The 19,493-nt window shown below is 69.8% G+C and carries 21 protein-coding genes and 2 pseudogenes; 9 read left to right on the top strand and 14 right to left on the bottom strand.

Features of this window, described 5'->3' with window-relative positions; translation table 11 throughout:
- A pseudogene (locus tag ACIBSV_RS48200) lies at window positions 1–528 on the bottom strand (hypothetical protein); the annotation flags it as partial.
- A gap of 10 nt (window positions 529–538) precedes the next feature.
- Window positions 539–1,021, bottom strand: a complete 483-nt coding sequence (locus ACIBSV_RS48195) for a hypothetical protein (protein ID WP_395873941.1) — start codon at window positions 1,019–1,021, stop codon at window positions 539–541.
- Window positions 1,022–1,438: 417 nt separating this feature from the next.
- Here ACIBSV_RS48195 and ACIBSV_RS48190 point away from each other — a divergent pair, with 417 nt between their 5' ends.
- The 3 genes from ACIBSV_RS48190 (at window position 1,439) to ACIBSV_RS48180 (ending at window position 3,828) form a co-directional block, all read left to right on the top strand.
- Window positions 1,439–2,092: a response regulator transcription factor gene (locus tag ACIBSV_RS48190; RefSeq protein ID WP_395873940.1), complete on the top strand. Its 654-nt coding sequence runs from the start codon at window positions 1,439–1,441 to the stop codon at window positions 2,090–2,092.
- Window positions 2,089–3,411 (top strand): sensor histidine kinase, encoded by a 1,323-nt coding sequence (locus tag ACIBSV_RS48185; RefSeq protein ID WP_395873939.1) that lies wholly within the window; start codon window positions 2,089–2,091, stop codon window positions 3,409–3,411. The genes ACIBSV_RS48190 and ACIBSV_RS48185 overlap by 4 nt, the downstream gene beginning before the upstream one ends.
- A gap of 126 nt (window positions 3,412–3,537) precedes the next feature.
- Window positions 3,538–3,828, top strand: a complete 291-nt coding sequence (locus tag ACIBSV_RS48180) for a hypothetical protein (protein WP_395873938.1) — start codon at window positions 3,538–3,540, stop codon at window positions 3,826–3,828.
- 75 nt (window positions 3,829–3,903) lie between these two features.
- Here ACIBSV_RS48180 and ACIBSV_RS48175 read toward each other — a convergent pair whose 3' ends face one another.
- The 5 genes from ACIBSV_RS48175 to ACIBSV_RS48155 all read right to left on the bottom strand — a co-directional run bounded on the left by ACIBSV_RS48175 (window position 3,904) and on the right by ACIBSV_RS48155 (window position 7,563).
- On the bottom strand, window positions 3,904–4,896 hold the full coding sequence (locus ACIBSV_RS48175) for an ImmA/IrrE family metallo-endopeptidase (protein ID WP_395873936.1): 993 nt from the start codon (window positions 4,894–4,896) through the stop codon (window positions 3,904–3,906).
- Window positions 4,897–5,124: 228 nt separating this feature from the next.
- Window positions 5,125–5,358, bottom strand: a complete 234-nt coding sequence (locus ACIBSV_RS48170; RefSeq protein WP_395873935.1) for a hypothetical protein — start codon at window positions 5,356–5,358, stop codon at window positions 5,125–5,127.
- Window positions 5,355–5,684 (bottom strand): DUF6247 family protein, encoded by a 330-nt coding sequence (locus tag ACIBSV_RS48165; RefSeq protein ID WP_395873934.1) that lies wholly within the window; start codon window positions 5,682–5,684, stop codon window positions 5,355–5,357. The genes ACIBSV_RS48170 and ACIBSV_RS48165 overlap by 4 nt, the downstream gene beginning before the upstream one ends.
- A 166-nt stretch (window positions 5,685–5,850) precedes the next feature.
- Entirely contained in the window at window positions 5,851–6,426 is a 576-nt protein-coding gene (locus tag ACIBSV_RS48160; RefSeq protein WP_395873933.1) for an HD family hydrolase, read from the bottom strand.
- A gap of 21 nt (window positions 6,427–6,447) precedes the next feature.
- Window positions 6,448–7,563, bottom strand: coding sequence for a helix-turn-helix domain-containing protein (locus ACIBSV_RS48155; RefSeq protein ID WP_395873931.1), 1,116 nt, complete (start codon window positions 7,561–7,563; stop codon window positions 6,448–6,450).
- 495 nt (window positions 7,564–8,058) lie between these two features.
- On the opposite strand from ACIBSV_RS48155, the gene ACIBSV_RS48150 reads away from it, so the two are divergent.
- Window positions 8,059–8,466 carry a hypothetical protein gene (locus ACIBSV_RS48150; RefSeq protein ID WP_395873930.1) on the top strand — a complete coding sequence of 136 codons (408 nt, stop codon included), beginning with the start codon at window positions 8,059–8,061 and terminating at the stop codon, window positions 8,464–8,466.
- Here the strand turns inward: ACIBSV_RS48150 and ACIBSV_RS48145 are convergent.
- A complete protein-coding gene (locus ACIBSV_RS48145) occupies window positions 8,451–8,864 on the bottom strand; it encodes a hypothetical protein (RefSeq protein ID WP_395873929.1) in 414 nt (137 codons plus the stop codon). The two genes, ACIBSV_RS48150 and ACIBSV_RS48145, sit on opposite strands and share 16 nt — an antisense overlap.
- On the bottom strand, window positions 8,852–9,055 hold the full coding sequence (locus ACIBSV_RS48140) for a GntR family transcriptional regulator (protein ID WP_395873927.1): 204 nt from the start codon (window positions 9,053–9,055) through the stop codon (window positions 8,852–8,854). Before ACIBSV_RS48140 ends, ACIBSV_RS48145 begins: the two co-directional genes overlap by 13 nt.
- Before the next feature lie 8 nt (window positions 9,056–9,063).
- On the opposite strand from ACIBSV_RS48140, the pseudogene ACIBSV_RS48135 reads away from it, so the two are divergent.
- Window positions 9,064–9,534: pseudogene (locus ACIBSV_RS48135) on the top strand (SDR family NAD(P)-dependent oxidoreductase); the annotation flags it as partial.
- A 134-nt stretch (window positions 9,535–9,668) separates the two neighbouring features.
- On the opposite strand, the gene ACIBSV_RS48130 reads toward ACIBSV_RS48135, so the two are convergent.
- A complete protein-coding gene (locus tag ACIBSV_RS48130) occupies window positions 9,669–10,226 on the bottom strand; it encodes a DUF4291 domain-containing protein (RefSeq protein ID WP_395873926.1) in 558 nt (185 codons plus the stop codon).
- Window positions 10,227–10,521: 295 nt separating this feature from the next.
- Here ACIBSV_RS48130 and ACIBSV_RS48125 point away from each other — a divergent pair, with 295 nt between their 5' ends.
- Window positions 10,522–12,180: an FG-GAP repeat domain-containing protein gene (locus ACIBSV_RS48125; RefSeq protein WP_395873925.1), complete on the top strand. Its 1,659-nt coding sequence runs from the start codon at window positions 10,522–10,524 to the stop codon at window positions 12,178–12,180.
- A 60-nt stretch (window positions 12,181–12,240) separates the two neighbouring features.
- On the opposite strand, the gene ACIBSV_RS48120 is transcribed toward ACIBSV_RS48125, so the two are convergent.
- Window positions 12,241–12,582: a VOC family protein gene (locus ACIBSV_RS48120; RefSeq protein ID WP_395873924.1), complete on the bottom strand. Its 342-nt coding sequence runs from the start codon at window positions 12,580–12,582 to the stop codon at window positions 12,241–12,243.
- A gap of 167 nt (window positions 12,583–12,749) precedes the next feature.
- Window positions 12,750–15,518, bottom strand: coding sequence for a pyruvate dehydrogenase (acetyl-transferring), homodimeric type (aceE, locus tag ACIBSV_RS48115; protein WP_395873923.1), 2,769 nt, complete (start codon window positions 15,516–15,518; stop codon window positions 12,750–12,752).
- Window positions 15,519–15,796: 278 nt separating this feature from the next.
- Here aceE and ACIBSV_RS48110 point away from each other — a divergent pair, with 278 nt between their 5' ends.
- Entirely contained in the window at window positions 15,797–16,447 is a 651-nt protein-coding gene (locus ACIBSV_RS48110; protein WP_395873922.1) for a GntR family transcriptional regulator, read from the top strand.
- Between the two features lie 183 nt (window positions 16,448–16,630).
- On the opposite strand, the gene ACIBSV_RS48105 is transcribed toward ACIBSV_RS48110, so the two are convergent.
- Entirely contained in the window at window positions 16,631–17,017 is a 387-nt protein-coding gene (locus ACIBSV_RS48105) for a hypothetical protein (protein ID WP_395873921.1), read from the bottom strand.
- 192 nt (window positions 17,018–17,209) lie between these two features.
- Window positions 17,210–17,416, bottom strand: coding sequence for a DUF2191 domain-containing protein (locus tag ACIBSV_RS48100; RefSeq protein WP_395873920.1), 207 nt, complete (start codon window positions 17,414–17,416; stop codon window positions 17,210–17,212).
- A gap of 301 nt (window positions 17,417–17,717) precedes the next feature.
- Between ACIBSV_RS48100 and ACIBSV_RS48095 the strand changes: the two genes are divergently transcribed.
- On the top strand, window positions 17,718–18,470 hold the full coding sequence (locus tag ACIBSV_RS48095; protein WP_395873943.1) for an amino acid ABC transporter ATP-binding protein: 753 nt from the start codon (window positions 17,718–17,720) through the stop codon (window positions 18,468–18,470).
- A gap of 13 nt (window positions 18,471–18,483) precedes the next feature.
- The gene (locus ACIBSV_RS48090) at window positions 18,484–19,482 is read left to right on the top strand and encodes a glutamate ABC transporter substrate-binding protein (RefSeq protein ID WP_395873919.1); all 999 of its coding nucleotides are present in this window, start codon (window positions 18,484–18,486) and stop codon (window positions 19,480–19,482) included.
- The last annotated feature ends 11 nt before the right edge of the window (window positions 19,483–19,493 follow it).

Raw genomic sequence — 19,493 nt, 5'->3', positions numbered from 1 at the left:
AAGCCAGGTGATCGTCCCGGGCCCCGCGTCGTTCCCGGCATCCGGCGGCGAACCACCCCGACCGGAACCTCCGCCCGTACCGGACCCACCACCCGAACCCGAACCCTGGGGCTGATTGCCGCCACCCGGGTTCTGCGACGGTGGTGGGGTGCCGCCGCCCTGCGGCTTGTTCCCACCACTCGGAGGCGGCGTCTCCTTGTCCGGTCCGGGCGCGGCCGCGTTCACGGAGTACGTGCCCGCGTATCCGAGCTTGCCGTCCACATTCTGCCGGTCCACCAGGTCCGCCCGGGTCACCGGCACGGCGTCCAGCTTGGTGCGGTTCGCGGACGCCTCGGCGTCACCGCCTCCATCCGCGAACAGAACGGCCGCCGCGCCGCCCGCCGAGGCCAGCACCAGGGCCGCCGCGAGTGCGCGCCGCCGACGGCGCCGCCGACGCTCCCGCGGATACGCCGAACGGTCCGGCTCCGCCGGGGCCGGCGTGGCTCCGTCCTCGTACTCGTAGTGCTGTGGGGTGTCGATCGAAACCACGTCGCCGCCCCTACTTCTTCTTCTCGAGCGGCGGAACCTTCTTGTTGCACACTTCCAGCGCCTTGGTGGTCTTCTCGTCACCCGCTTCGAGCGTCACCATGCCCGTGCCGTCGCCCATGTCGACGCCGTTCTCGCGCATGCACTCCGCGTTCTTGGCCTGCCACTCCTTGAACTTGGGGTCGTTGGGGTCGAAGTCGCTCTTCGGCTGGAACTTCTCGCACGCCTTGAGCGCGTTCTCGGTCTTGGACATGTCACCGTCCGCGGGGACGCCCATCGCGCGCATCGCGCCGCCCTCCCCAGGCTCCGGATCCGGCATGTCGATGCCGTTCTCCCGCATACAGCCCGCGAACTTGACCATCTGCTCGCGGTCCGAGGCATCGCCCTTCTTGCCCGAATCCGACTGGCCGCCGGCCTTCTCGGCGCCGCCGCCGCCCGAGGCCACCTTGTTCTTCGCCGAGCCGCCGCCGTCGTCACCGCACCCGGCCGTGGTCAAGGCGAGGCCACTCGCCAGAACCACCCCAACCGCCAACCGCAGCGCCAGAGGTCCTCCCGATCCTGTGCGCCCAAACCTCGTCATCACTGCCGCTCCCGCCTGTTTGTAGGGCCTGTGGTCATGCCCGCCCCGACGTCGTCGTCGACCGATCTCGTCGTCGACTCGATGTCGGCGCCGAAGTCGATGTCGGCACCAACGTCGGTGCCGATGTCGATGTCGAGGGGTGCGACAGCAGGTCTACGCGGCAGCGCGTTACCGGGCCGTCTCCCGAATTGGTTATCCGGAGCTAACACGGGCTCGCGTATAAACGGTGGGGTTGGCCCCATCCCCATCCATGGCGGTGGAGTACGCCACCCCACCCCACCCACCTCAGCCCATCCCCACCCCCACCCCTGGCCGAAGCGGAGCGACGAGACCTTGCGAGTCCTGGTGACCGAGGACGAGGAACTACTGGCCGATCTGATCGCCCGAGGACTGCGCCGGGCGGCGATCGCGGTGGATGTCGCCTACGACGGCGACAGCGCGCTGGAGCGGCTGATGGTCAACGACTACGACGTCCTGGTACTTGACCGCGACCTGCCCGGCACGCACGGCGACGACGTCTGCCAGGCGGTCGTGGCCGGTCGACTGCGCACCCGCATCCTGATGTTGACCGCCGCCGGTACGGTCCCCGAGCGGGTCGCGGGGCTGCGCCTGGGCGCGGACGACTACCTGCCCAAGCCGTTCGAGTTCGCCGAGTTGCTGGCGCGCGTCCAGGCCCTGGGCCGGCGCGCCACCCCGGCCGTCCCGCCGGTGCTGGAGAAGCACGGCATCGTGCTGGACAGCGCCCGCCGCCAGGTCACCCGCAACGGCGAGTACGTCCGCCTCGCGCACAAGGAGTTCGCCGTGCTCGCCACCCTGATGGCCGCCGACGGCGCGGTGGTCAGCGCCGAGGAACTGCTGGAACGCGTCTGGGACGAGAACATCGACCCCTTCTCCAACACCGTGCGGGTGACCATGTCCAAACTGCGCGCCAAACTGGGCGATCCCCAGGTCATCCGGACCGTGCCCGGCTCGGGATACCTGATATGAGCGGCAGGGCAGGGGATCTTCGACTGCTCTCCCAAGCCGTGTTCCGCCGCCCGTCGGCTCGAGCCCGACTCGCGCTCCTATACGGCGGCATGTCGCTCGTCGTCGGCACGGTGCTGCTGGGCATCGTGTACTGGTTCGTCGACCAGCGGTTGTCCCAGCGGCTGCCGACCGCACTGGCCAGGACGGTCGCGGCGGATTCCGCGTCCGTCTACGGCCCGGCCGCGCCCATCACCGGCCAGGCCCAGCCGGCATACCCGGCGCCGGGGATGCCGGCCCAGGTCACCTTGATCCCGCCCGAGACGATCCGTCGGATCACCACCACCGGCCAGAACGTGACGATGAGTCAACTCCTCACCGTGCTCGGCGCCGCACTGCTCCTGCTCGCCGCGGCCTCGATCCTGGTCGGCTGGTGGATGTCCGGCCGGGTGTTGCGCCCGGTCCACGGGATCACCGCGACGGCACGCCGGTTGTCCGAACACAACCTGCACGAGCGGATCGCGATGCCGGGCCCGGACGACGAACTCAAGCAACTCGCCGACACCTTCGACGGAATGCTCGATCGCCTGGAGAAATCCTTCGACAGCAGGCGCCTGTTCGTCGCCAACGCCTCACACGAGCTGCGTACGCCGCTCACGATCCAGCGCACGGCGATCGAGATCGGCCTGGCCGACCCGCACTCCCCGGAAGACATCGTGGCGACGCGCGAACAACTCCTCGCACTGAACCGTCGCACCGAACGCCTGATCGACGGCCTGCTCGACCTCGCGGTGAGCGAACGCGGCAACGTCCAGGCTTCCCCGGTCGCCCTCGACGAACTGACCGCCGACGTCCTGCGCCAGACCCGCCCGGCGGCCGAACGGGCGGGCGTACGAGTCGACGCGAACCTGGCCGGCGGCGTGGTCTCCGGCGACCCCCTGCTGCTGCGCCAGTTGGTCACCAACCTGGTCGAGAACGCGGTCCGTCACAACCACCCGGGCGGCTTCGTCACGGTCGGCGTCTCGGCCGGCTCCCTCCGCGTCCGCAACACCGGCCCGGTCATCCCCGCCGACCGCATCCCCGAACTCTACGAACCCTTCCGCCGCTTCCGCCCCAACCGCACGGGCTCCGCCAAGGGCTCCGGCCTGGGCCTGTCCATAGTCCAAGCCATAGTCCACGCCCACGCAGCCCGCATAACCACCACCGCCAACCACCACGGCGGCCTCACCATAGCCATAACCCTCCCCCGAACCCCCCACCCCCCAAGACCCACGCCACCAACCCTCTCCCCCCACCCGAGCCCCGAACGAGCACAGACAACTTCAACGACGGCAACTCTTTGAGCCCGGCGAGCAACGCTCCCAACGGGGCTACTTGAACGGTTGGCTAGGCTTCAGCCCGGCCGGCGCTTGAGGCCACGGGGTCCACTGCTCGGGATTCTCGGCACGGCGGGGATGGTCATCGCGGGGTTGTTCACGGCGAGGGCGACGAAGGCCGCGGCGGCGGAGGCGACTCGTGCCGCGGCTCAGGCCCAGGCGGAGCCCGAGCAGCGGCGCGTGGATCTGGAGGCGTTCCGGGCGATCCGCGCGGAGCAGGCCATGGAGATAGACGAGATGCGGGCGGAGGCTCGGAGTATGCGGTCGCTGCTGCGTGCGCTGGCTCGGGCCTATGAGGGTCTGTATCGGTGGGCGCGTGATCCGGTGGGGCCACCGCCGGAGCCTGAGGACAGGGTCAAGGAGTATCTCCGAACCGGAGTGTGAGTCCGACCTGCGTAAAGAGCCCCCGCTGCTGCCCTTCGTGGGCAGCGGCGGGGGCTTTCGCGCATTTGGTAGGGCTCATCCCCAGTCACTTTTGCGATCTGCTATCTCGATGTCAGGAACCTGTCGACGACGCGAGGCCAGGTTCACGACATCCGCTCGTGGTGCCTGCGCCGTGGCAACCGACGAAGCTGCCCCGACCTCTGGAACGAGGGAACGCAAGAGGACGAGGTTGAGACCCAGTTCTTCTGACGCCTGCCTCGACGACGCCCCGCTCTTGCCAAAGCGCCGGGTCATCATCGTCCGCATCAAAAGTGGTTGCTCCGGATGAACAATTACCGGCTCGTTGAGCCTCCAACCCCTGTTCGCAATCTGCTTGAACAGGCTCTGGGTGCGTTCCTTGTCGATGATTTCGAGGTGGCGCGACCGCATGATGAGGGCTTGCATGGACACTCCCCAACGAGCTTTCAGTTCTCCTAGTTCACGTAGCTGGAAGGGAGCTTCCAACGCCTCGTAGGCACGCTCTCGCGGAACGAGGAGGGCGCCCGCAAATCGGTGGGCCTCTTGCTCTGCGAGCTTGGGAGAGATGTGTCTGCGCGCGGGATGGAGCACCAGATGCCCGAGTTCATGGGCAATGGTGAAGCGCTGCCGGTCGCCACTCGATGCGCTGAAGTAGCTGATCAGCGACGGGTCTTCCGTGCCTCGCCAGCACGAGGCGCCGAAATGTCCGATGACGCGGTCCTCGGCGTTACCTCCGCGATCGAGAAGCATCATGGGCACAACCGGGATACCGGCTCGCTCGCAGGTGCGGGTCAGATGTTGCATGACGGAGTCCCGCGCGATGCCCAGGGCATCTCGTGTTTCCTCCGCAAGGCGTTCGATGTCGTCCCCGTCGAGGTCGCCCTCGGCGCGTGGCAGGACGGCTCGCCGCATGCCGACCTCGGTGAGCAGTCGGGCGGAAACCCGGTATGCCTCGCGGACGGTGGCGCTGACACGCTCGACCTCGGTAACCGACGAACTCGCCGTCTTGCGGAAGGCGAGGGTATCGGCCGGGAGGTCGTCGGGATCCACCTCGAAAAAGGACCGAGGGGTTCCGGTTGCGGCACACACGGCATCGAGCACGAGTGTAGGAGCCGGCAAGCATGTCCTCGGGCGACACCGCATCGTTCCGCCGGCCGAGCTGGGCGCGGGCTTTGACCGCAGCGTCGAGCGTGGTGTCGTGCGAGTCGTGCATCCGTCCGACGCTACCCGCCGGATTCGACACCGGGCTCGTGGGCGCGGCCGGCGTCCGGGTGGCGGCTACCGGACGCCGACGATGGTGACCGTCACGTGCGTATCGGTGATCACGAACGTGGCGATGCCCTCGACGCAGAACGCGTACTCGCGCATGTTCGAGGATCGCGTCGGGTGGCCGACTCGCCACGGGTCGGACGCGAGCTGCCGAACCATGCCGTCGTAGGCGGACAGGACATGGGAGGGCTTGCCCTTCAGCCACTGCTGGGTGCTGTACGAGGCGTCGACGCGGTAGCTCATCCGGGGTCTCCCCACTGGGTGCGGTCGGCGGGCACGGTGTCGACGGGCAGGCCTGCGTTGAGTCGGCGGATGGTCTCTTCCATCTCGGGCCAGTCCGGGGAGCGGCGCCGTGCGAGTTCGCCTTGCCACAGGGGCAGCATGTCGGCGAGCGCCTGGAGGTTGCCGTTGGCGTTGGCCTCGTTGAGGGCGGCCTGGTATTCCTCTTCGAACTCCATGCGCAGGTCGTCGGGGAGTTCGGCGCGTAGCTCTGCGGGGGTGGCGTGTTCGGGGCCGCCGAAGCCGATGGTGTGCTGGGGCCGGCGGGGGCCGGTGGTCTGCTCGTCCATGCGCCCAGCGTGGCATCGCTGCCGCGGTGATCGGTAGCCGGCGCACTCGCGTGGGGTACGCGACCCGGTGTGCGCCCTGCGGCTCCGGGGTCGCCGCCACCGCAGTGGGTGGGGGATCCGGTTGCCCGGTTCCGGCCTGGCCCGGCAGCCGCAGGGGGCTCGAATGCTACGACTCGCCCATGGCCTCGCGGAGCCACGTGAGCGAGCCGGTCTCCAGCAGCTCGGCCGCGATGCGCTTCGCGGACTCGGTCCGAATCCGCTTCTGGGAGTTCACGATCCAGCGGTCGACATTCTTGTGCCCCTGGTCCTGGTACTCGATGGCCTGGACGAGGCATTCGAGCTTGTCGGCGTCGCCCGCGCAGATCGCCTCGGGTGTCTCGCGGGACTCGTACTCGCCGATGATCGACCGCATAAGCGCGCCCAGAGCGGCCGGCATGCCCTGGGACTGGTCGGCGGCGATCTTCTCCGCGTCGCCCTTGCCGACGTACTTCTGGCTGATGTGCGCAAGGTCCCCGGTGCGGGTCTCCCCAGTGTCGTGCCACACGCTCAGCAGCGCCGCCCGCGCCGGGTCGGCGCCCTCGAGTTCGGCGATGATCGACGCCAGGAGGGCGGCACGCCACGAGTGCTCGGCGACGGACTCCGGGTCCTTGACGCCGGCGATCCACCACCCGGTCCGCTTGTGCAACTTCAACGAGCCTGCCTCGAAAAGGAAGTTCGCCACCGCGCGGTCTTCGTCAGCCACCCCATGCCCCTTGCCTGTGGTCTACGTCCTCGACAGGCGGATGGCGTAGCGGACTCCGTCCAGCTCGCGCCGCGCCTGCGCGGACAACGTCCCGCCATCCAACAGGAGATCGACCCGATTCCGCAGGGCGTCCGTGTCGACGCCCGCCGCCTGGAGGAGGTGGGGGCGGACCGCGAGGAGCGACCACAGGGTGTGGACGTACAGCTCGGAGAAGCCGAGCCCGGGCGTGAGGTGGTCGACGAGGTGCGCGAGGAGGCGCTGCCCGCACCAGGCACCGGGGGTGACCGGCGCCGCCATGAACGCGTCATCGCCGTGGAGCCGGGGCAGCTCGCCCACCCAGTAGGCCCAGTAGTTGAGGTTCGCGGTCTCGCCGGGGTCGCTGTCCACGAGGGTGCGCTCGATGAACCGCGTCATCCTCTCGGTGTCGCCCTGGCGCACTGCGACGGACGCCACGGAACGGGCGTCGAGCCAGTCCGCCAGCCAGCCCTGGCTTCGCCGGCCCCGCTGCTGGTGCTGTATCCACGGCGTGGTGTCCGGGGCCGGGTCGTAGCTGACGAGGTAGAGCGCCTGTCGGCGGGTCAGGATGTCGGCCGGTCTCGTCGCAGTCTCGGCTGTGCGGCGGACCGCGGTGAAGAACGCGCGACAGCTGGCGGCGGGGAGTTCCGGACTGGTGGCCACCGGGCCGCGGCGTTTCGGCTTGGGGAGGGCGTCGAGCGTGGCGGGCGCGCGGCCGGTGAGCGGCCAGGTAAGCATCTCGACCACGTTGCGCTGCAGCACGGTGGAGCCGAGGGGGTGATGCGGTCCGGCGGAGCCGCCCTCGAGGACGCCTGCCAGGAGGACGTCCGCTTCCATGGCCCGGTCGAGTGCGGTGAGCAGGTCGGGCGAAGCGCCCGCCTGGAGCAACCGGTTGCGGTAGACGAGCATGTGGCCGACGGGTACGGCGGTGATCGGACGGCGCCCGGTCTCCCATGCGGCGACGGTGTCGACGCTCACGCCGAACTGCTCGGCGAGGCCCTCCTGGGTGAGTCCGGTTTGCTCGCGGATGCACCGCATCACGTACCCGGAGATGACGCCGCCGCGGGTCCGGCCGGCGGAACCCTGCGTGTCGGTCAGGGTTTCGGTGGGGGCGGGGGTCATGGGCCCTCCGGATGGCTCGACAACCCGTACCGGCGGTCACTGCCGCGCCGTTGGGGCTGCTCGTAGCGTTGCGGTATCAGTTCACTTAGCGTAGAGGCGAGCGATCATGATCGTCACCGAACAGCCCGATCGGCCGTGTGTCACTGCGTCGGGTGACCCGCACCGTCCGATCCGAGCCGCGCTCTCGGACGGCAGGGTGATGGACATGACGCACGACGAACTCGTCGCGCTCCAGCACGAGATCCGGGCGTACCTGCTCTACCCGGTCCCCGGTCCGCCGGTGCGGCGGATGTCGAACTCGGGCGGCTGAGCCCCGCCCGACGCCGCTCGCGATCGATCCGCGGCGGCACCCCCGGCTGTTCGCCCTTCGCCCGGCGGACGGCCCGGCCCGGCGGTGAGTATGACACCGCCGGGCCCTCGACTCCGGTCCTGCCGCCACCGGCGCGGTAGCGGGACCGGCCCCGTCGCCCGACCGTTCGCGGGCGACTCGGCCCGGTGGCGCTGGTATCGCTGCCGGGCCCCCAACGCCTCGCCCGGCCGGGGAAGATCGCGCCCAGCGCGCCGGCCGGGCGAGGCACCACCACTCACCGCCCGCACCACGGAGACGAGGCCATGCCGCAGCGCGACTGGAAGCTTCGCGAGTACACCTACGACCCCGACCTGCTCATCGCGCACTACGAGTTGCCCGACGGGTCGTACGAGTCCGAGACGCTCGCGATCCCCCCCGGCACGCTCCCGGCGCTCGTCCAGGCGGTCCTGGCGCACGCGGACCAGAACGAGCGCACCCACATCCTGCGCGCGGAGGTCAAGCGGAACGACGAAGCCATGGCCGCCAGATACAGGGCGATGCCCGTGCCGGACTGGCTGCCCGCGGCCTACCGGGAGGGTCACACGCTCCGGTAGGCGGGCCCGAGCCTCACCCGCCACCGGTCCGCCGGCAGCAATAGCTCGTCGACCGCAGCGGGGCAACCGTCCCGCGCGTACCTGACCACCCGCACGACAAGGAGGATCGATCCGATGGCGACGCCGAGCATGCCGGCCTCTCCCGGGGCTGCGGCCCGCGCCGACGTATCGGCGTGCTCGCCACTTCCGGGTGCTGACCGGAGGCGCCGGGTGTACCTGACGAGCAGGTGGCTCGTTCGGCCGTCGGGGTCGATGAGTTCGGTGCGTTCGCGCTGGACCCGGGTGCCGTCGGCGAGCCCGAGGAGGACGGCGACATCGCCTGTTGCGGCGGCTCGGGAGAGCTGCCGCTCCCCTATCTCGTGGGGCCAAGCCGCGGCCGGGTCGGTCAGGACTCCCACTGCTGGAGGATGCGCCACCGTGGGCTGGTGGCGCTGTGCCCCCTCGGCGAGGCCTGCGTCGCGGAGGACTTCGAGCGCTGCGCGACTCTGAGGCCCACCCGGTATTCGTCGGCGACCTGGCTACGGGAGGGCAGGCGATCGCCGGGCGCGAACTCGCCGGAGCGGATACGTCGGCGGAGCGCTTCGGCCACTCGTTGTGCTGTGGTACAGGATCATCACGGTCAACCTCACCGACACGTTCCTGGTCACCCGCGAGGCGCTGCCCGCCCTCCTGGCCACCGGCAACGGCGTCGTGGTCAACTTCAGCTCGACCTCGGCAGCCTTCGCCCACCCGTACATGGCGGCCTACGCGGCGAGCAAGGGCGGCATCCAGTCCTTCACCCACGCCCTGGCCCTCGAATACGGCAAGCAGGGTCTGCGCGCCGTCAACGTCGCCCCCGGCAGCATCAAGTCCGGTATCACCGATGCGACTTCGGGCTACCTCCCGGAGGACACCGACTGGGAGCTGTTCGCCAAGCTCTCCCCCATCCTGGCCACCGACCTCGAATCCGGCGGCGCCCCTATGGCCGGCCCCGACGCCATCGCCGGCGTCATCGCGATGCTCGCCTCCGAAGACGGCGCCTTCATCACCGGCACCGAAATCCGAGTAGACGGCGGCACCCACGCCTGACGGCATCCGGGTACGCACGCGCCTCCCGGCAACCGCGTACCCGGCCTCACGCCCCAGACCACGCAGCCACCGCCACCGCACCCGCACCCGCACCCGCACCCGCAGCGAATCCGCACGCCGCTCACACACAAACCTCAGCCGTCCGCCCCGACCCGTCGAGCCGGCGGCCCGGCCAGTGGGTACGGCCTCTCGACCGGCAACAACCGCTGAGCCTGCGTCGCTCGGCCCTCCTTGAGCAGTCCCGCCACCCGCCGCACCACCGGCGTCAGGTCGACGATTCCGACGATCCACTCGTCGTTGAAGGTCCGGATCACATCCCGCCCGATCCCGACCTGAATGCTGTAGTGATTCAACGCCGCCCCACGCAACGACCGTTCCGGATCCCACTGCACATGCACGTCGGCGCCGGCCACCGACCCCTCGGTCGACACCGCCCGCCCGAGCGCGTCCTCGAACCCCGCCCGAGTGATCCGCACGGCCAACACCCGCTCCTGGCCCGCCTTCCGCGCCCAATCACTGCGGTGCATCAGCCACAGGAACGACGGCTTGACCCACGTCATCCGCCCAAACGAAAACGGCGCCACGAACCGCCCCTCCCGCAAAGCGGGTTCGGCAATAGCCGGCGCGTAGGCCTGATACACCACAATCGACGCGGCATCGAAATCGGCCCGAATCTGACGCAACATCACCATGCCCCGACACGCTTCCGGCCTCCCCCACCCCCGGCCACAGGTTTTCCACCCGCCACCAACCCACCACCACGATGTGCCATCTCTCACTACAACCTGTTGGCCGCGCCAAGTGTCACGCCCACCGCCAAACCGGGCACGGCAGGAAATCCCGGAAGCCAAACATAACTTCACGCCTCCCTCTCGCCACCTTCCGTCACCACGGCAAGTCCGCGGCCCCTCATACCCGTTGCGGGTGTCCCAGTCGCCTGGTTGCCTACCGCAGTCCGGTGATCCCGGCGACACGAGGAGTACACCCATGCCCCGTAGGAAACCCCGCACCAAAGGCCGTCGACTCTCCACACTCATCGGTGGTTTGGCCATCGGCGCCCTAGCCTGTGCCCTGCTCACCGCACCGGCCACCGCCGCCACCGGCCCCACCAACCTCCGAATGAACCCGACCCCGATCAACGGATCGGGAGACAACTGCGGCTACCTCCAAGGAATCGGTAGCTTCAGCACGCTCGACCTGACCGCGACGGTGGGCGAGCCCAACGGGCCGCAGGTAGGCGCCCACTTCGAAGTTCACGAGGTCGGCAACGGCAATCCGACCGCCTGGGACGGCGGTTGGACATCCGAGTTCTCCGGCGCCCACACCGCACTCGCGCAAGTCCCCGGCACCGCGCTCACCGACGGCAAGACCTACGCATGGAGCGTCGAGTCGGGGCACGCGAACCAGCCCGACCCGGTCCGCACCGCAGGCTGCACCTTCACATACGACAACACACGCCCCGGTGCTCCCACCGTCACGAGCCAGGACTTCCCGGTGAACGGCGGCGGCAAATACGCCGGGCAACAAGGCGTCTTCATCCTCGACACCAGCACCGCCGGCCCCGACGTCACAGCGGTCGAATACTCCCTCAACGGGCCGATCCCGGTCGTTGGAGCAGCGCAGGCAATCTACGACGCGCCATCCGGCACATGGCGAACCCCGGCCCTGCCCGTGTCGCAGTGGGGCACCAACAACCTGTTCGCGCAGACCGTCGACCGAGCGGGCAACCGCTCGCAGCAGACGACCTATTCGTTCTACGCACCGAGCAATCCCAATCCGCCCGCGCCCAAGCCCGGTGACGTCACCGGTGACGGCAACGTGGATGTCCTCGTCGTAGACGCCGACGGTGCCCTCAAGGGCTACAACTCGGCGACTCAACCCGGATCCGGCGGCGTACTCGCTTCGGCAACCAGCGAAGGGCCGTTGGCCCGGCCCGACGGCGGACGGACCTGGACCGGTGCGCTCGTCAGCCACCGTGGCGGCGGAGGGCGTGCGGACGACCTCTACGTCTACGACGGCAGGGCCATTTCGCTGTACCGCAACACCTTGGACCCGACCACGAGCTACTTCCGTAAAGACCAGGTCCTGGTCGTCAACCGCGCTCCCCGATGCATCGATCTCAACCGGGCCGATCGCGTCTGCGTCGGCTACCGGCAGAACTGGTCCCAGGTGAAGCAGCTCCTCGCCGTCAACGACGCGCGTTCGGAATTCTTCACCGTCGAAGAGGAAACAACGGGCATGCATCGCCTGTGGTTGCACTCCCGCAACAGCCCCCGAGCCACCGCCCTCGACGGCATCGACCGTCGCAACCAGGAGTTCTCCTCCCCCGGTGACATCAACGGCGACGGCCTCGCCGACCTGTGGGCCCGCGACCGCACCGACGGCAAGGTCTACCAATACACCTCCGCCAAGAACCCGGACGGCACCGCCGACCTCGGCGCCTACAGCCGCACGCCCACCCTGATCGCCACCGGATTCGACACCACCGCCTACCCCCAGGTGTCCTCCGACGGCGACTTCGACGGCGACGGCAAGGCCGACCTCTGGGCCCGCGCCGCCAACGGCAACGTCTACACCTACCCCGGACAAGCCCCCGACACCAACGGCAACGTCTTCGGACCCGCACAACTCATCGCCGGTAGCTGAGTCGAAGGACGGTCGGGGCCGCCGCCGATGGTGGTGGTGGCGGCCCCGATCCGACCAGGGTCAGCGGCTGACGTACTCGAAGACCGCGCCGTCCGGGTGGCGAAGCACCGCGCGGCGGCCATTCGGGGTGGGTGTCGGCTCGGCGATGGGTTCGGCGCCGTGGGTGATCAGGTCGGCGAACGTCGCGTCCAGGTCCTCGACGCCGAGGGTGGCGGCCACGCCGCTGAAGCGGGCCGCCGCCTCGGGCGGGCCGGTGAAGACCAGGAACGGTCCGGTGGCCGCCAACTCCAGTCCGGCGAAGGCGAATCGGGTTGCCGGTTCGCCGGTCAGCCGCTCGTAGAACGTGATCGCCGCGTCCAGGTCAGGTACATGTCGGCGCACAGTCACCGATGTGATCGTCATGGACGCAGTCTCACGCATACGCCCGAGGCACTCGCAAGGTGTCCTGGCTAGGCCCACTCGCGCAACGCACCAATCCGCCGAGCTCCCGCGCCGCACCCACCGCGCCCGCCCTCCGCGCTCCCGACATCCCCGCAACGCGCGCCCCCGCGAGGCGCGCCCGCGACGCGTCACCCCTCCGTGCGCCCGTACCGCTCCATCGCCTCCCTCACCACTCCCGGCTTCACCTTGCCCTGGCGGGCCAGCGCGCTCAGCGTGCGGATCGCGATCGATGGGGCGTCCACCGCGAAATGGGTGCGGGTGGCGGCTCGGGTGTCGGAGAGGCCGAAGCCGTCCGTGCCGAGTGAGGTCCAGTCCTGCCGGACCCACGGCGCGATCTGGTCGGGTACCGCGCGCATCCAGTCGCTCACCGCCACCACCGGCCCGGATGCCTCCGCCAAAACCCGTTCTATATACGGAACTTGGTCCTCCCCTGCGGCAAGCGCCTCGCGGCGAAGCTCGGTCCAGGAGGTCACCGACCACACCTGCGCCGACACCCCCCACTCCTCCGCGAGCAGCCGTTGCGCCTCCAGCGCCCACCGCACCGCCGTCCCACTCGCGAGCAGTTCGGCGTCGGCGCCGACACCGGCGTCCGCGCCGGCACCAACGTCGACACCCGCGCCCGCAGCCGCGTCGACACCCGCGCCAACACGTACCTCGGCACCCACGTCGAGGACGGGCGCGCAGCGGTGGATGCCCCGCAGGATCCCCTCGGCCGCGTCCGGGCTCGGCATCGCCGGTTGCGGAAGCGGTTCGTTGTATACGGTGAGGTAGTAGAAGACGTCCTCGCCGCTCGGGTGTCCCGGCGTCGCGGTCAGCATCCGGCGCAGGCCGTCCCGCACGATGACCGCGATCTCGTACGCGAAGGCCGGATCGTAGGACATGCACGCCGGATTGGTCGACGCGATCAACTGCGAGTGTCCGTCAGCGTGTTGCAGCCCCTCACCGGTCATCGTGGTGCGGCCGGCGGTGGCTCCGATCAGGAAGCCTCGGCCCATCTGGTCCGCCAGTGCCCACAGTTGGTCGGCGACCCGCTGCCAGCCGAACATCGAGTAGAAGACGTAGAACGGGATCATCGGCCGCCCGTGCGTGGCGTACGCGGTGGCCGCCGCCGTGAACGAGGCGACCGCGCCGGCTTCGGTGATGCCCTCGTTGAGGATCTGTCCGTCCACCGCCTCCCGGTAGGACAGCAGCAGTTCGCGGTCCACCGCATCGTAGGTCTGCCCGTGCGGCGAGTAGATCCCGGCGGTCGGGAACATCGACTCCATCCCGAACGTGCGCGCCTCGTCCGGCACGATCGGCACCCAGCTCCGACCCACGACCGGATCGCGCATCAGCTCCTTGGCCAGTCGCACGAACGCCATCGTGGTGGCGATCTCCTGCTTGCCGGACCCCTTGAGCAGCGCGGCGAACGGCGCCTCGGTCAACGCCGGCGGCTCCGGAAGCGGGGTGAACGCGACGCGACGCGCGGGTACCGGGCCGCCCAGCGCGCGGCGACGGTCGGCCAGGTAGCGGGCCTCGCGCGAGTCCGGGCCCGGGTGCAGGTACGGCGGCAACTCGCCGTCGAGGTCGGCGTCCGCCACCGGCAGGTCGAGCCGGTCGCGCATCACCCGGAACTCGTCTTGGCGCAGCTTCTTCATCTGGTGGTTGGCGTTGCGCGCCTCGAAGCCCGGCCCGAGCGTCCAACCCTTGACCGTCTGCACCAACACCACACTGGGCCCGCCCCGGTGCTCGATCGCCGCGCGGTAGGCCGCGTACACCTTGCGCGGTTCGTGGCCCGCGCGGGAGAACCCGATCAGTTCCGCGAGCCGCGCGTCGTCCAGGTGCGCCGCCACGCCGCGCAGATCGGGATCGCCGCCGAGCAGGTTGTCCCGAATGTACCCGCCGTCGGCGGCCGAGTAGGTCTGGAACTGGCCGTCGGGCGTGTGCTCCAACCGGCGGATCAGCTCGCCGTCGTGGTCGCGCGCGAACAGGTCGTCCCAGTCCCTGCCCCACAGCGCCTTGACCACATGCCATCCGGCGCCCGCGAACACGCTCTCCAACTCCTGGACCACGCGCCCGTTTCCGCGCACCGGGCCGTCCAGTCGCTGGAGGTTGCAGTTGATCACGAAGACCAGGTTGTCCAGCCCCTCGCGCGCGGCGAGGGTGAGCGCCGCGGTGGCCTCGGGTTCGTCCATCTCGCCGTCGCCGAGGAAGGCCCACACCCGGCTGCCCGAGGTGTCCTCCAGGCCCCGGTTGTGCAGGTAGCGGTTGAACCGCGCCTGGTACACCGCGGCCAGCGGTCCCAATCCCATCGACACCGTCGGGAACTCCCAGAAGCCGCCCAGGGATCGCGGATGCGGATAGGACGGCAGCCCACCGCCGCCCACCTCGCGCCGGAACCGGTCGAGCTGATCGACCGTCAGGCGCCCTTCCAGGAAGGCCCGGGCGTACACCCCGGGCGACGCGTGCCCCTGGAAGTAGATCTGATCACCGGACCCGCCGTCGGCCCGCCCCCGGAAGAAGTGTTGGAAGCCGACCTCGTACAGCCAGGCCGCCGACGCGTACGTGGCCATGTGCCCGCCCAGCCCGTACCGGCTCGCCCGGGTCACCATCGCCGCCGCGTTCCACCGGTTGTACGCGGTGATCCGCTCCTCCAGGTCCGGGTCGCCGGGATAGCTCGGCTCGGCGGCGGTGGGCACGGTGTTGACATACGGCGTGCGCGTGACGGGCGGCAGGTCCAGGCCGCGGTGTGCGCCGTGTTCGAGCAGGCGGGCCAGCAGCAGGCGGGCGCGGCCGGGGCCGGCGGCGCGTACGACGGCGTCGAGCGACTCGATCCATTCCGCGGTTTCCTCGGGGTCCCGGTCGGGGAGCTGGTCGAGCTGCCCGCTCGGGGTACGGCTCGACGTGTGGTGTGACATCCGGGCCGCCCTCCTTCGTGTCGGTGAGGCTGCCGGGTGCGGACTCCCCGGGTGGAACTTCCGGGTCCGGACTTCCCGGTGGGGAGGTCCGGTGCGGACTTCCCGAGTCGGGACGTCCGGTGCGGACTCCCAAGGTGGGAACTTCCGAGACGGACATCCGGGTGAAGCCCCGCGGCGAAGCCTCTTCATCGCGTCCTCATTGCGTCTTCGTTGCACCTCCATTCTGCGCAATGATCGATCATTGCGCAAAGACGCCTCCCGCGCCCTAGACTGACCCGATGACCGAGCCGCCTCGCCCGACCCTGGAACGCCGCCCGCTCCGCGAGCAGATCCGCCAGTACGTCACCGAGGCCGTGGTCGCCGGCCGCTGGGCGCCCGGCGAGCGCATCGTCGAGCGTCGTGTGGCGGTGGAACTGGGCGTCAGCCAGGCACCCGTACGCGAGGCGCTGCGCGAGCTTGAACAACTGGGCCTGGTCGAGTCGGAGCCCAATAAGGGAGTACGCGTGCGCTCGTTCAGCGAGAGCGACCTACGCGAGATCTATCCGGTACGGGCCGGCCTGGAGGAGACCGCGGCGCGGCTCGCGCTGCCCCGGATCGACGACGAGCGGCTCGACGCGCTCGATCGGCACGTCGCCGCGCTGCACGCGGCCTCGGCGGCGGGCGACGCGAGCGCGCAGATCCGGCACGGAGTGGCCTTCCATCGCGAGATCGTCGCCGCGTCCGGCAACGCGCTCCTGCGCTCGGTCTGGGAGGCGCTGGGCATCGAGGTCTGGACGACGCTGTCGATCCGGGTCTACCGGATGGACCTGCACGAGAACGCCGCCGACCACGAGCCGATCGTCGCCGCCTTCCGCCGCCGCGACCCGGCCACGAGCGACCTGCTGCGCGAACACGTACTCGGCTACGGCGGCTGTGCGCTGCTGCCGTAGGCCGTCCGATCGCACCCCGCACCCCGTACCCACCCGCACGCCGGCCCGGACCACCCACCGGTTCGGCCGTCGCGCGGGCCCGACCCGCGAGACCGCCCGCCCGGCCGCTCGCCCCGACGCTCGCGGAACCGCCCGCCGGACGCTCGGCGCAAACCGCCCCGCCCCGCCCGCCCCGCCGCACCCTCAGCGCAGCAACCCGCGCTCCGCCCGCATATGCGGCGCGACCACATTGCGCGGCCGATTGAACAGGATCACCGTCGCCTCGACCACCGCGACGGCCAGCAGCACCAGGATCGCGACCATCGACAGATAACCCCAGAACGCGGCCGGGCTCTCCCCCTCCGCCGCGAACCACGGCGACACCGCGATCACGACGGACACGCACCACATCTGGATCGCCACCAGCGCCATCGCGCGAACGAGCCCACGCCGGGCCGGGTCACCGAGCGGCAACAACCGAAACGCGAGCACGATGTCGTCGGCCACCCGCGCGCTGCGCCAGATGTCGGTGGTGCGATTGGTCAGGCCTATCGAGGACATGAACGCGAAATAACTCAGCCACAACCGCATGCGTAAGCACCTCGTCCCCCGCCGACCCGGACCACGACCCCGACCTGCGGCTCAGCGCCACACGGGGTCGGGATCATTCTCGCGCAGAACCTTCCGGACGCGCGCAGCGGCTCGACACAAGCGGACCGGCCGGGCGGCACAACTCGGCGCATACCGGACCGACCCATTCGCGCACCGACCGGGCTGAATCGCCTAGTCGGTGACCGGGTTGCGCCGCTCGCGCTCCTCGACCGTGCGCCGGTGCTCCTCGACGTTGCCGGTCAGCGCCTCGGTACGGTGCCCGCGCGCGATGTAGTCGAGCACGATCGCCTCGATCGCGTCCTGCGCGTTGCGCACGCCGGACAGGACCATGACCTCGATCACGACGTTCGCGTCCAGGCTGATGTTGACCTTCGCCATCGACGGCTCCCTCGACTCGACCCGCTCCACCCGAACCCGACACCCGCCGGCGCGACCCCACGACCACACGACCGCGCAATGGCACATTCACAGTCCACACGTCCGCGCGACCGGTCCCGCTCGGGCACCGGCCTGGCCGCCGACCACGCACGTGTCACCCGTGCGTCACCCACGCGAGGGGACTCTATCGGCCGTTAGAGGGGTTGGCGGTGGCGATGCGACTGAACCCACCCGCCGAGGTGGATGCATCGGGCACGTGCGCTCGCGCGCGGCCCCCGCCCCCGTGTCGAAGGCGAGTCGGATACCTGTGACCTCGGAAGACCCGCTCGTCGTCCTCTCCGGTGTGAACAAGCACTTCGGGTCGCTGCACGTCCTGCGTGACATCGACCTGACCGTGGCGCGCAACGAGGTGGTCGTCCTGATCGGCCCCTCCGGTTCCGGCAAGTCGACGCTGTGCCGCACGATCAATCGGTTGGAGACGATCGACTCCGGCAGCATCACCATCGACGGCCGGCCCCTGCCCGCCGAGGGTCGCGGACTGGCCCGGCTGCGCTCCGATGTCGGCATGGTGTTCCAGTCGTTCAACCTCTTCGCCCACAAGTCGGTACTGGAAAACCTGACCCTCGCGCAGATCAAGGTGCGCAAGCGCAGCAAGGCCGAGGCGGAGAAGAAGGCGCGCGAACTCCTGGACCGGGTCGGCCTCTCCGACCAGGCGCCCAAGTACCCGGCGCAACTCTCCGGCGGACAGCAGCAGCGGGTCGCCATCGCCCGATCACTGGCGATGGATCCCAAGGTGATGTTGTTCGACGAACCGACGTCCGCACTCGACCCGGAGATGATCAACGAGGTCCTGGAGGTCATGCGGACGCTCGCGGTCGAGGGCATGACGATGGTCGTGGTCACCCACGAGATGGGCTTCGCCCGCTCGGCGGCCAATCGTGTGGTGTTCATGGCGGACGGTCGGATCATGGAGTCGCGCAGGCCCGAGGACTTCTTCGACCACCCGGAGACCGACCGGGCCAAGGACTTCCTGTCCAAGATCCTCAAGCACTGACGGGGGATCGCACATGCGCACCCACGCCTGCACCCGCACCCGCACACACGCCGGCCCCGGCCCCCACGCCTGCGTCTACGCCGGCACCCGCGCCCGCACCCGCGCCACCCTCCGAAACACCCCCCGAGCAGCCACCCTGCTCGCCCTCCTCCTCGCCGCACTCCTCCTCGCCGCCTGCGGCAGGTCCGGTACACCCCCGCCCAAGGGCCCCAAGCCCAAGGATCTGCCCTCGTACCAGGTCGCCACCGACGTCGACATCGACTCGCCCACCTTCCGCTCGGCCAAGGCGCGCGGCCGGTTGATCGTCGGCACCAAGGCCGATCAGCCCTACGTCGCCGCGCAGGACCCGGCGAGCGGCTACTACTCGGGCTTCGACGTCGAAATCGCCAAGATGGTGGCCGCGTCACTGGGCTTCCCGGCGGACCGGGTCGAGTTCAAGACGATCACCTCCGCCAACCGCGAGACGTCCTTGCAGAACGGCGAAGTCGACTACTACGTCGGGACGTACACGATCAACGACAACCGCAAGAAGTTGGTCGGCTTCGCCGGGCCGTACTACATGGCCGGCCAGGCGCTCCTGGTCCGCAAGAACGACAAGGACATCAACGGCCCGCAGGACCTGGCCGGCAAGAAGGTCTGTTCGGTCTCCGGCTCCACGCCGTACCAGCGGCTGGTGGCCAACTATCCCAAGGCCACCGCCGTCGCCTATGACAGCTATTCGGTGTGCGTGGACAACCTGATCAGCCTTCAGGTCGACGCGGTCACCACCGACGACACCATCCTCAAGGGCTACGCCGCGAAGGTGCCCGACCAACTCCGGCTCGCCGGCGAGCCGTTCTCCCAGGAGCCGTACGGAATCGGTGTTCCGCGCGGGGACCGGAACTTCCGCCTCGCGATCGACGACGCGATCGTCGCACACGAGGCGAACGGCGACTGGAAGCGCGCCTACGACTCGACCCTCGGCCTCTCCGGCGTACCGGCTCCCCCGCCGCCGCCGGTGGACCGGTACTAGCGGAGGGCGTC

The sequence above is a fragment of the Embleya sp. NPDC050154 genome (assembly GCF_044460165.1).
In the GTDB taxonomy this organism is placed as follows: Bacteria; Actinomycetota; Actinomycetes; order Streptomycetales; family Streptomycetaceae; genus Embleya.
The sequence above is the reverse complement of the archived record's forward strand: the minus strand, read 5'-3'. Positions and strand labels throughout refer to the sequence as shown.

What these genes read in the sequence shown, in the direction of transcription:
- ACIBSV_RS48185 (WP_395873939.1), top strand. Translation starts at nt 2,089, where the DNA reads ATGAGCGGCAGGGCAGGGGATCTTCGACTGCTCTCCCAAGCCGTGTTC.
- ACIBSV_RS48170 (WP_395873935.1), bottom strand. Translation starts at nt 5,358, where the DNA reads ATGAGCTACCGCGTCGACGCCTCGTACAGCACCCAGCAGTGGCTGAAG.
- ACIBSV_RS48165 (WP_395873934.1), bottom strand. Translation starts at nt 5,684, where the DNA reads ATGGACGAGCAGACCACCGGCCCCCGCCGGCCCCAGCACACCATCGGC.
- ACIBSV_RS48155 (WP_395873931.1), bottom strand. Translation starts at nt 7,563, where the DNA reads ATGACCCCCGCCCCCACCGAAACCCTGACCGACACGCAGGGTTCCGCC.
- ACIBSV_RS48130 (WP_395873926.1), bottom strand. Translation starts at nt 10,226, where the DNA reads ATGGTGATGTTGCGTCAGATTCGGGCCGATTTCGATGCCGCGTCGATT.
- ACIBSV_RS48125 (WP_395873925.1), top strand. Translation starts at nt 10,522, where the DNA reads ATGCCCCGTAGGAAACCCCGCACCAAAGGCCGTCGACTCTCCACACTC.
- ACIBSV_RS48120 (WP_395873924.1), bottom strand. Translation starts at nt 12,582, where the DNA reads ATGACGATCACATCGGTGACTGTGCGCCGACATGTACCTGACCTGGAC.
- aceE (WP_395873923.1), bottom strand. Translation starts at nt 15,518, where the DNA reads ATGTCACACCACACGTCGAGCCGTACCCCGAGCGGGCAGCTCGACCAG.
- ACIBSV_RS48110 (WP_395873922.1), top strand. Translation starts at nt 15,797, where the DNA reads ATGACCGAGCCGCCTCGCCCGACCCTGGAACGCCGCCCGCTCCGCGAG.
- ACIBSV_RS48105 (WP_395873921.1), bottom strand. Translation starts at nt 17,017, where the DNA reads ATGCGGTTGTGGCTGAGTTATTTCGCGTTCATGTCCTCGATAGGCCTG.
- ACIBSV_RS48100 (WP_395873920.1), bottom strand. Translation starts at nt 17,416, where the DNA reads ATGGCGAAGGTCAACATCAGCCTGGACGCGAACGTCGTGATCGAGGTC.
- ACIBSV_RS48090 (WP_395873919.1), top strand. Translation starts at nt 18,484, where the DNA reads ATGCGCACCCACGCCTGCACCCGCACCCGCACACACGCCGGCCCCGGC.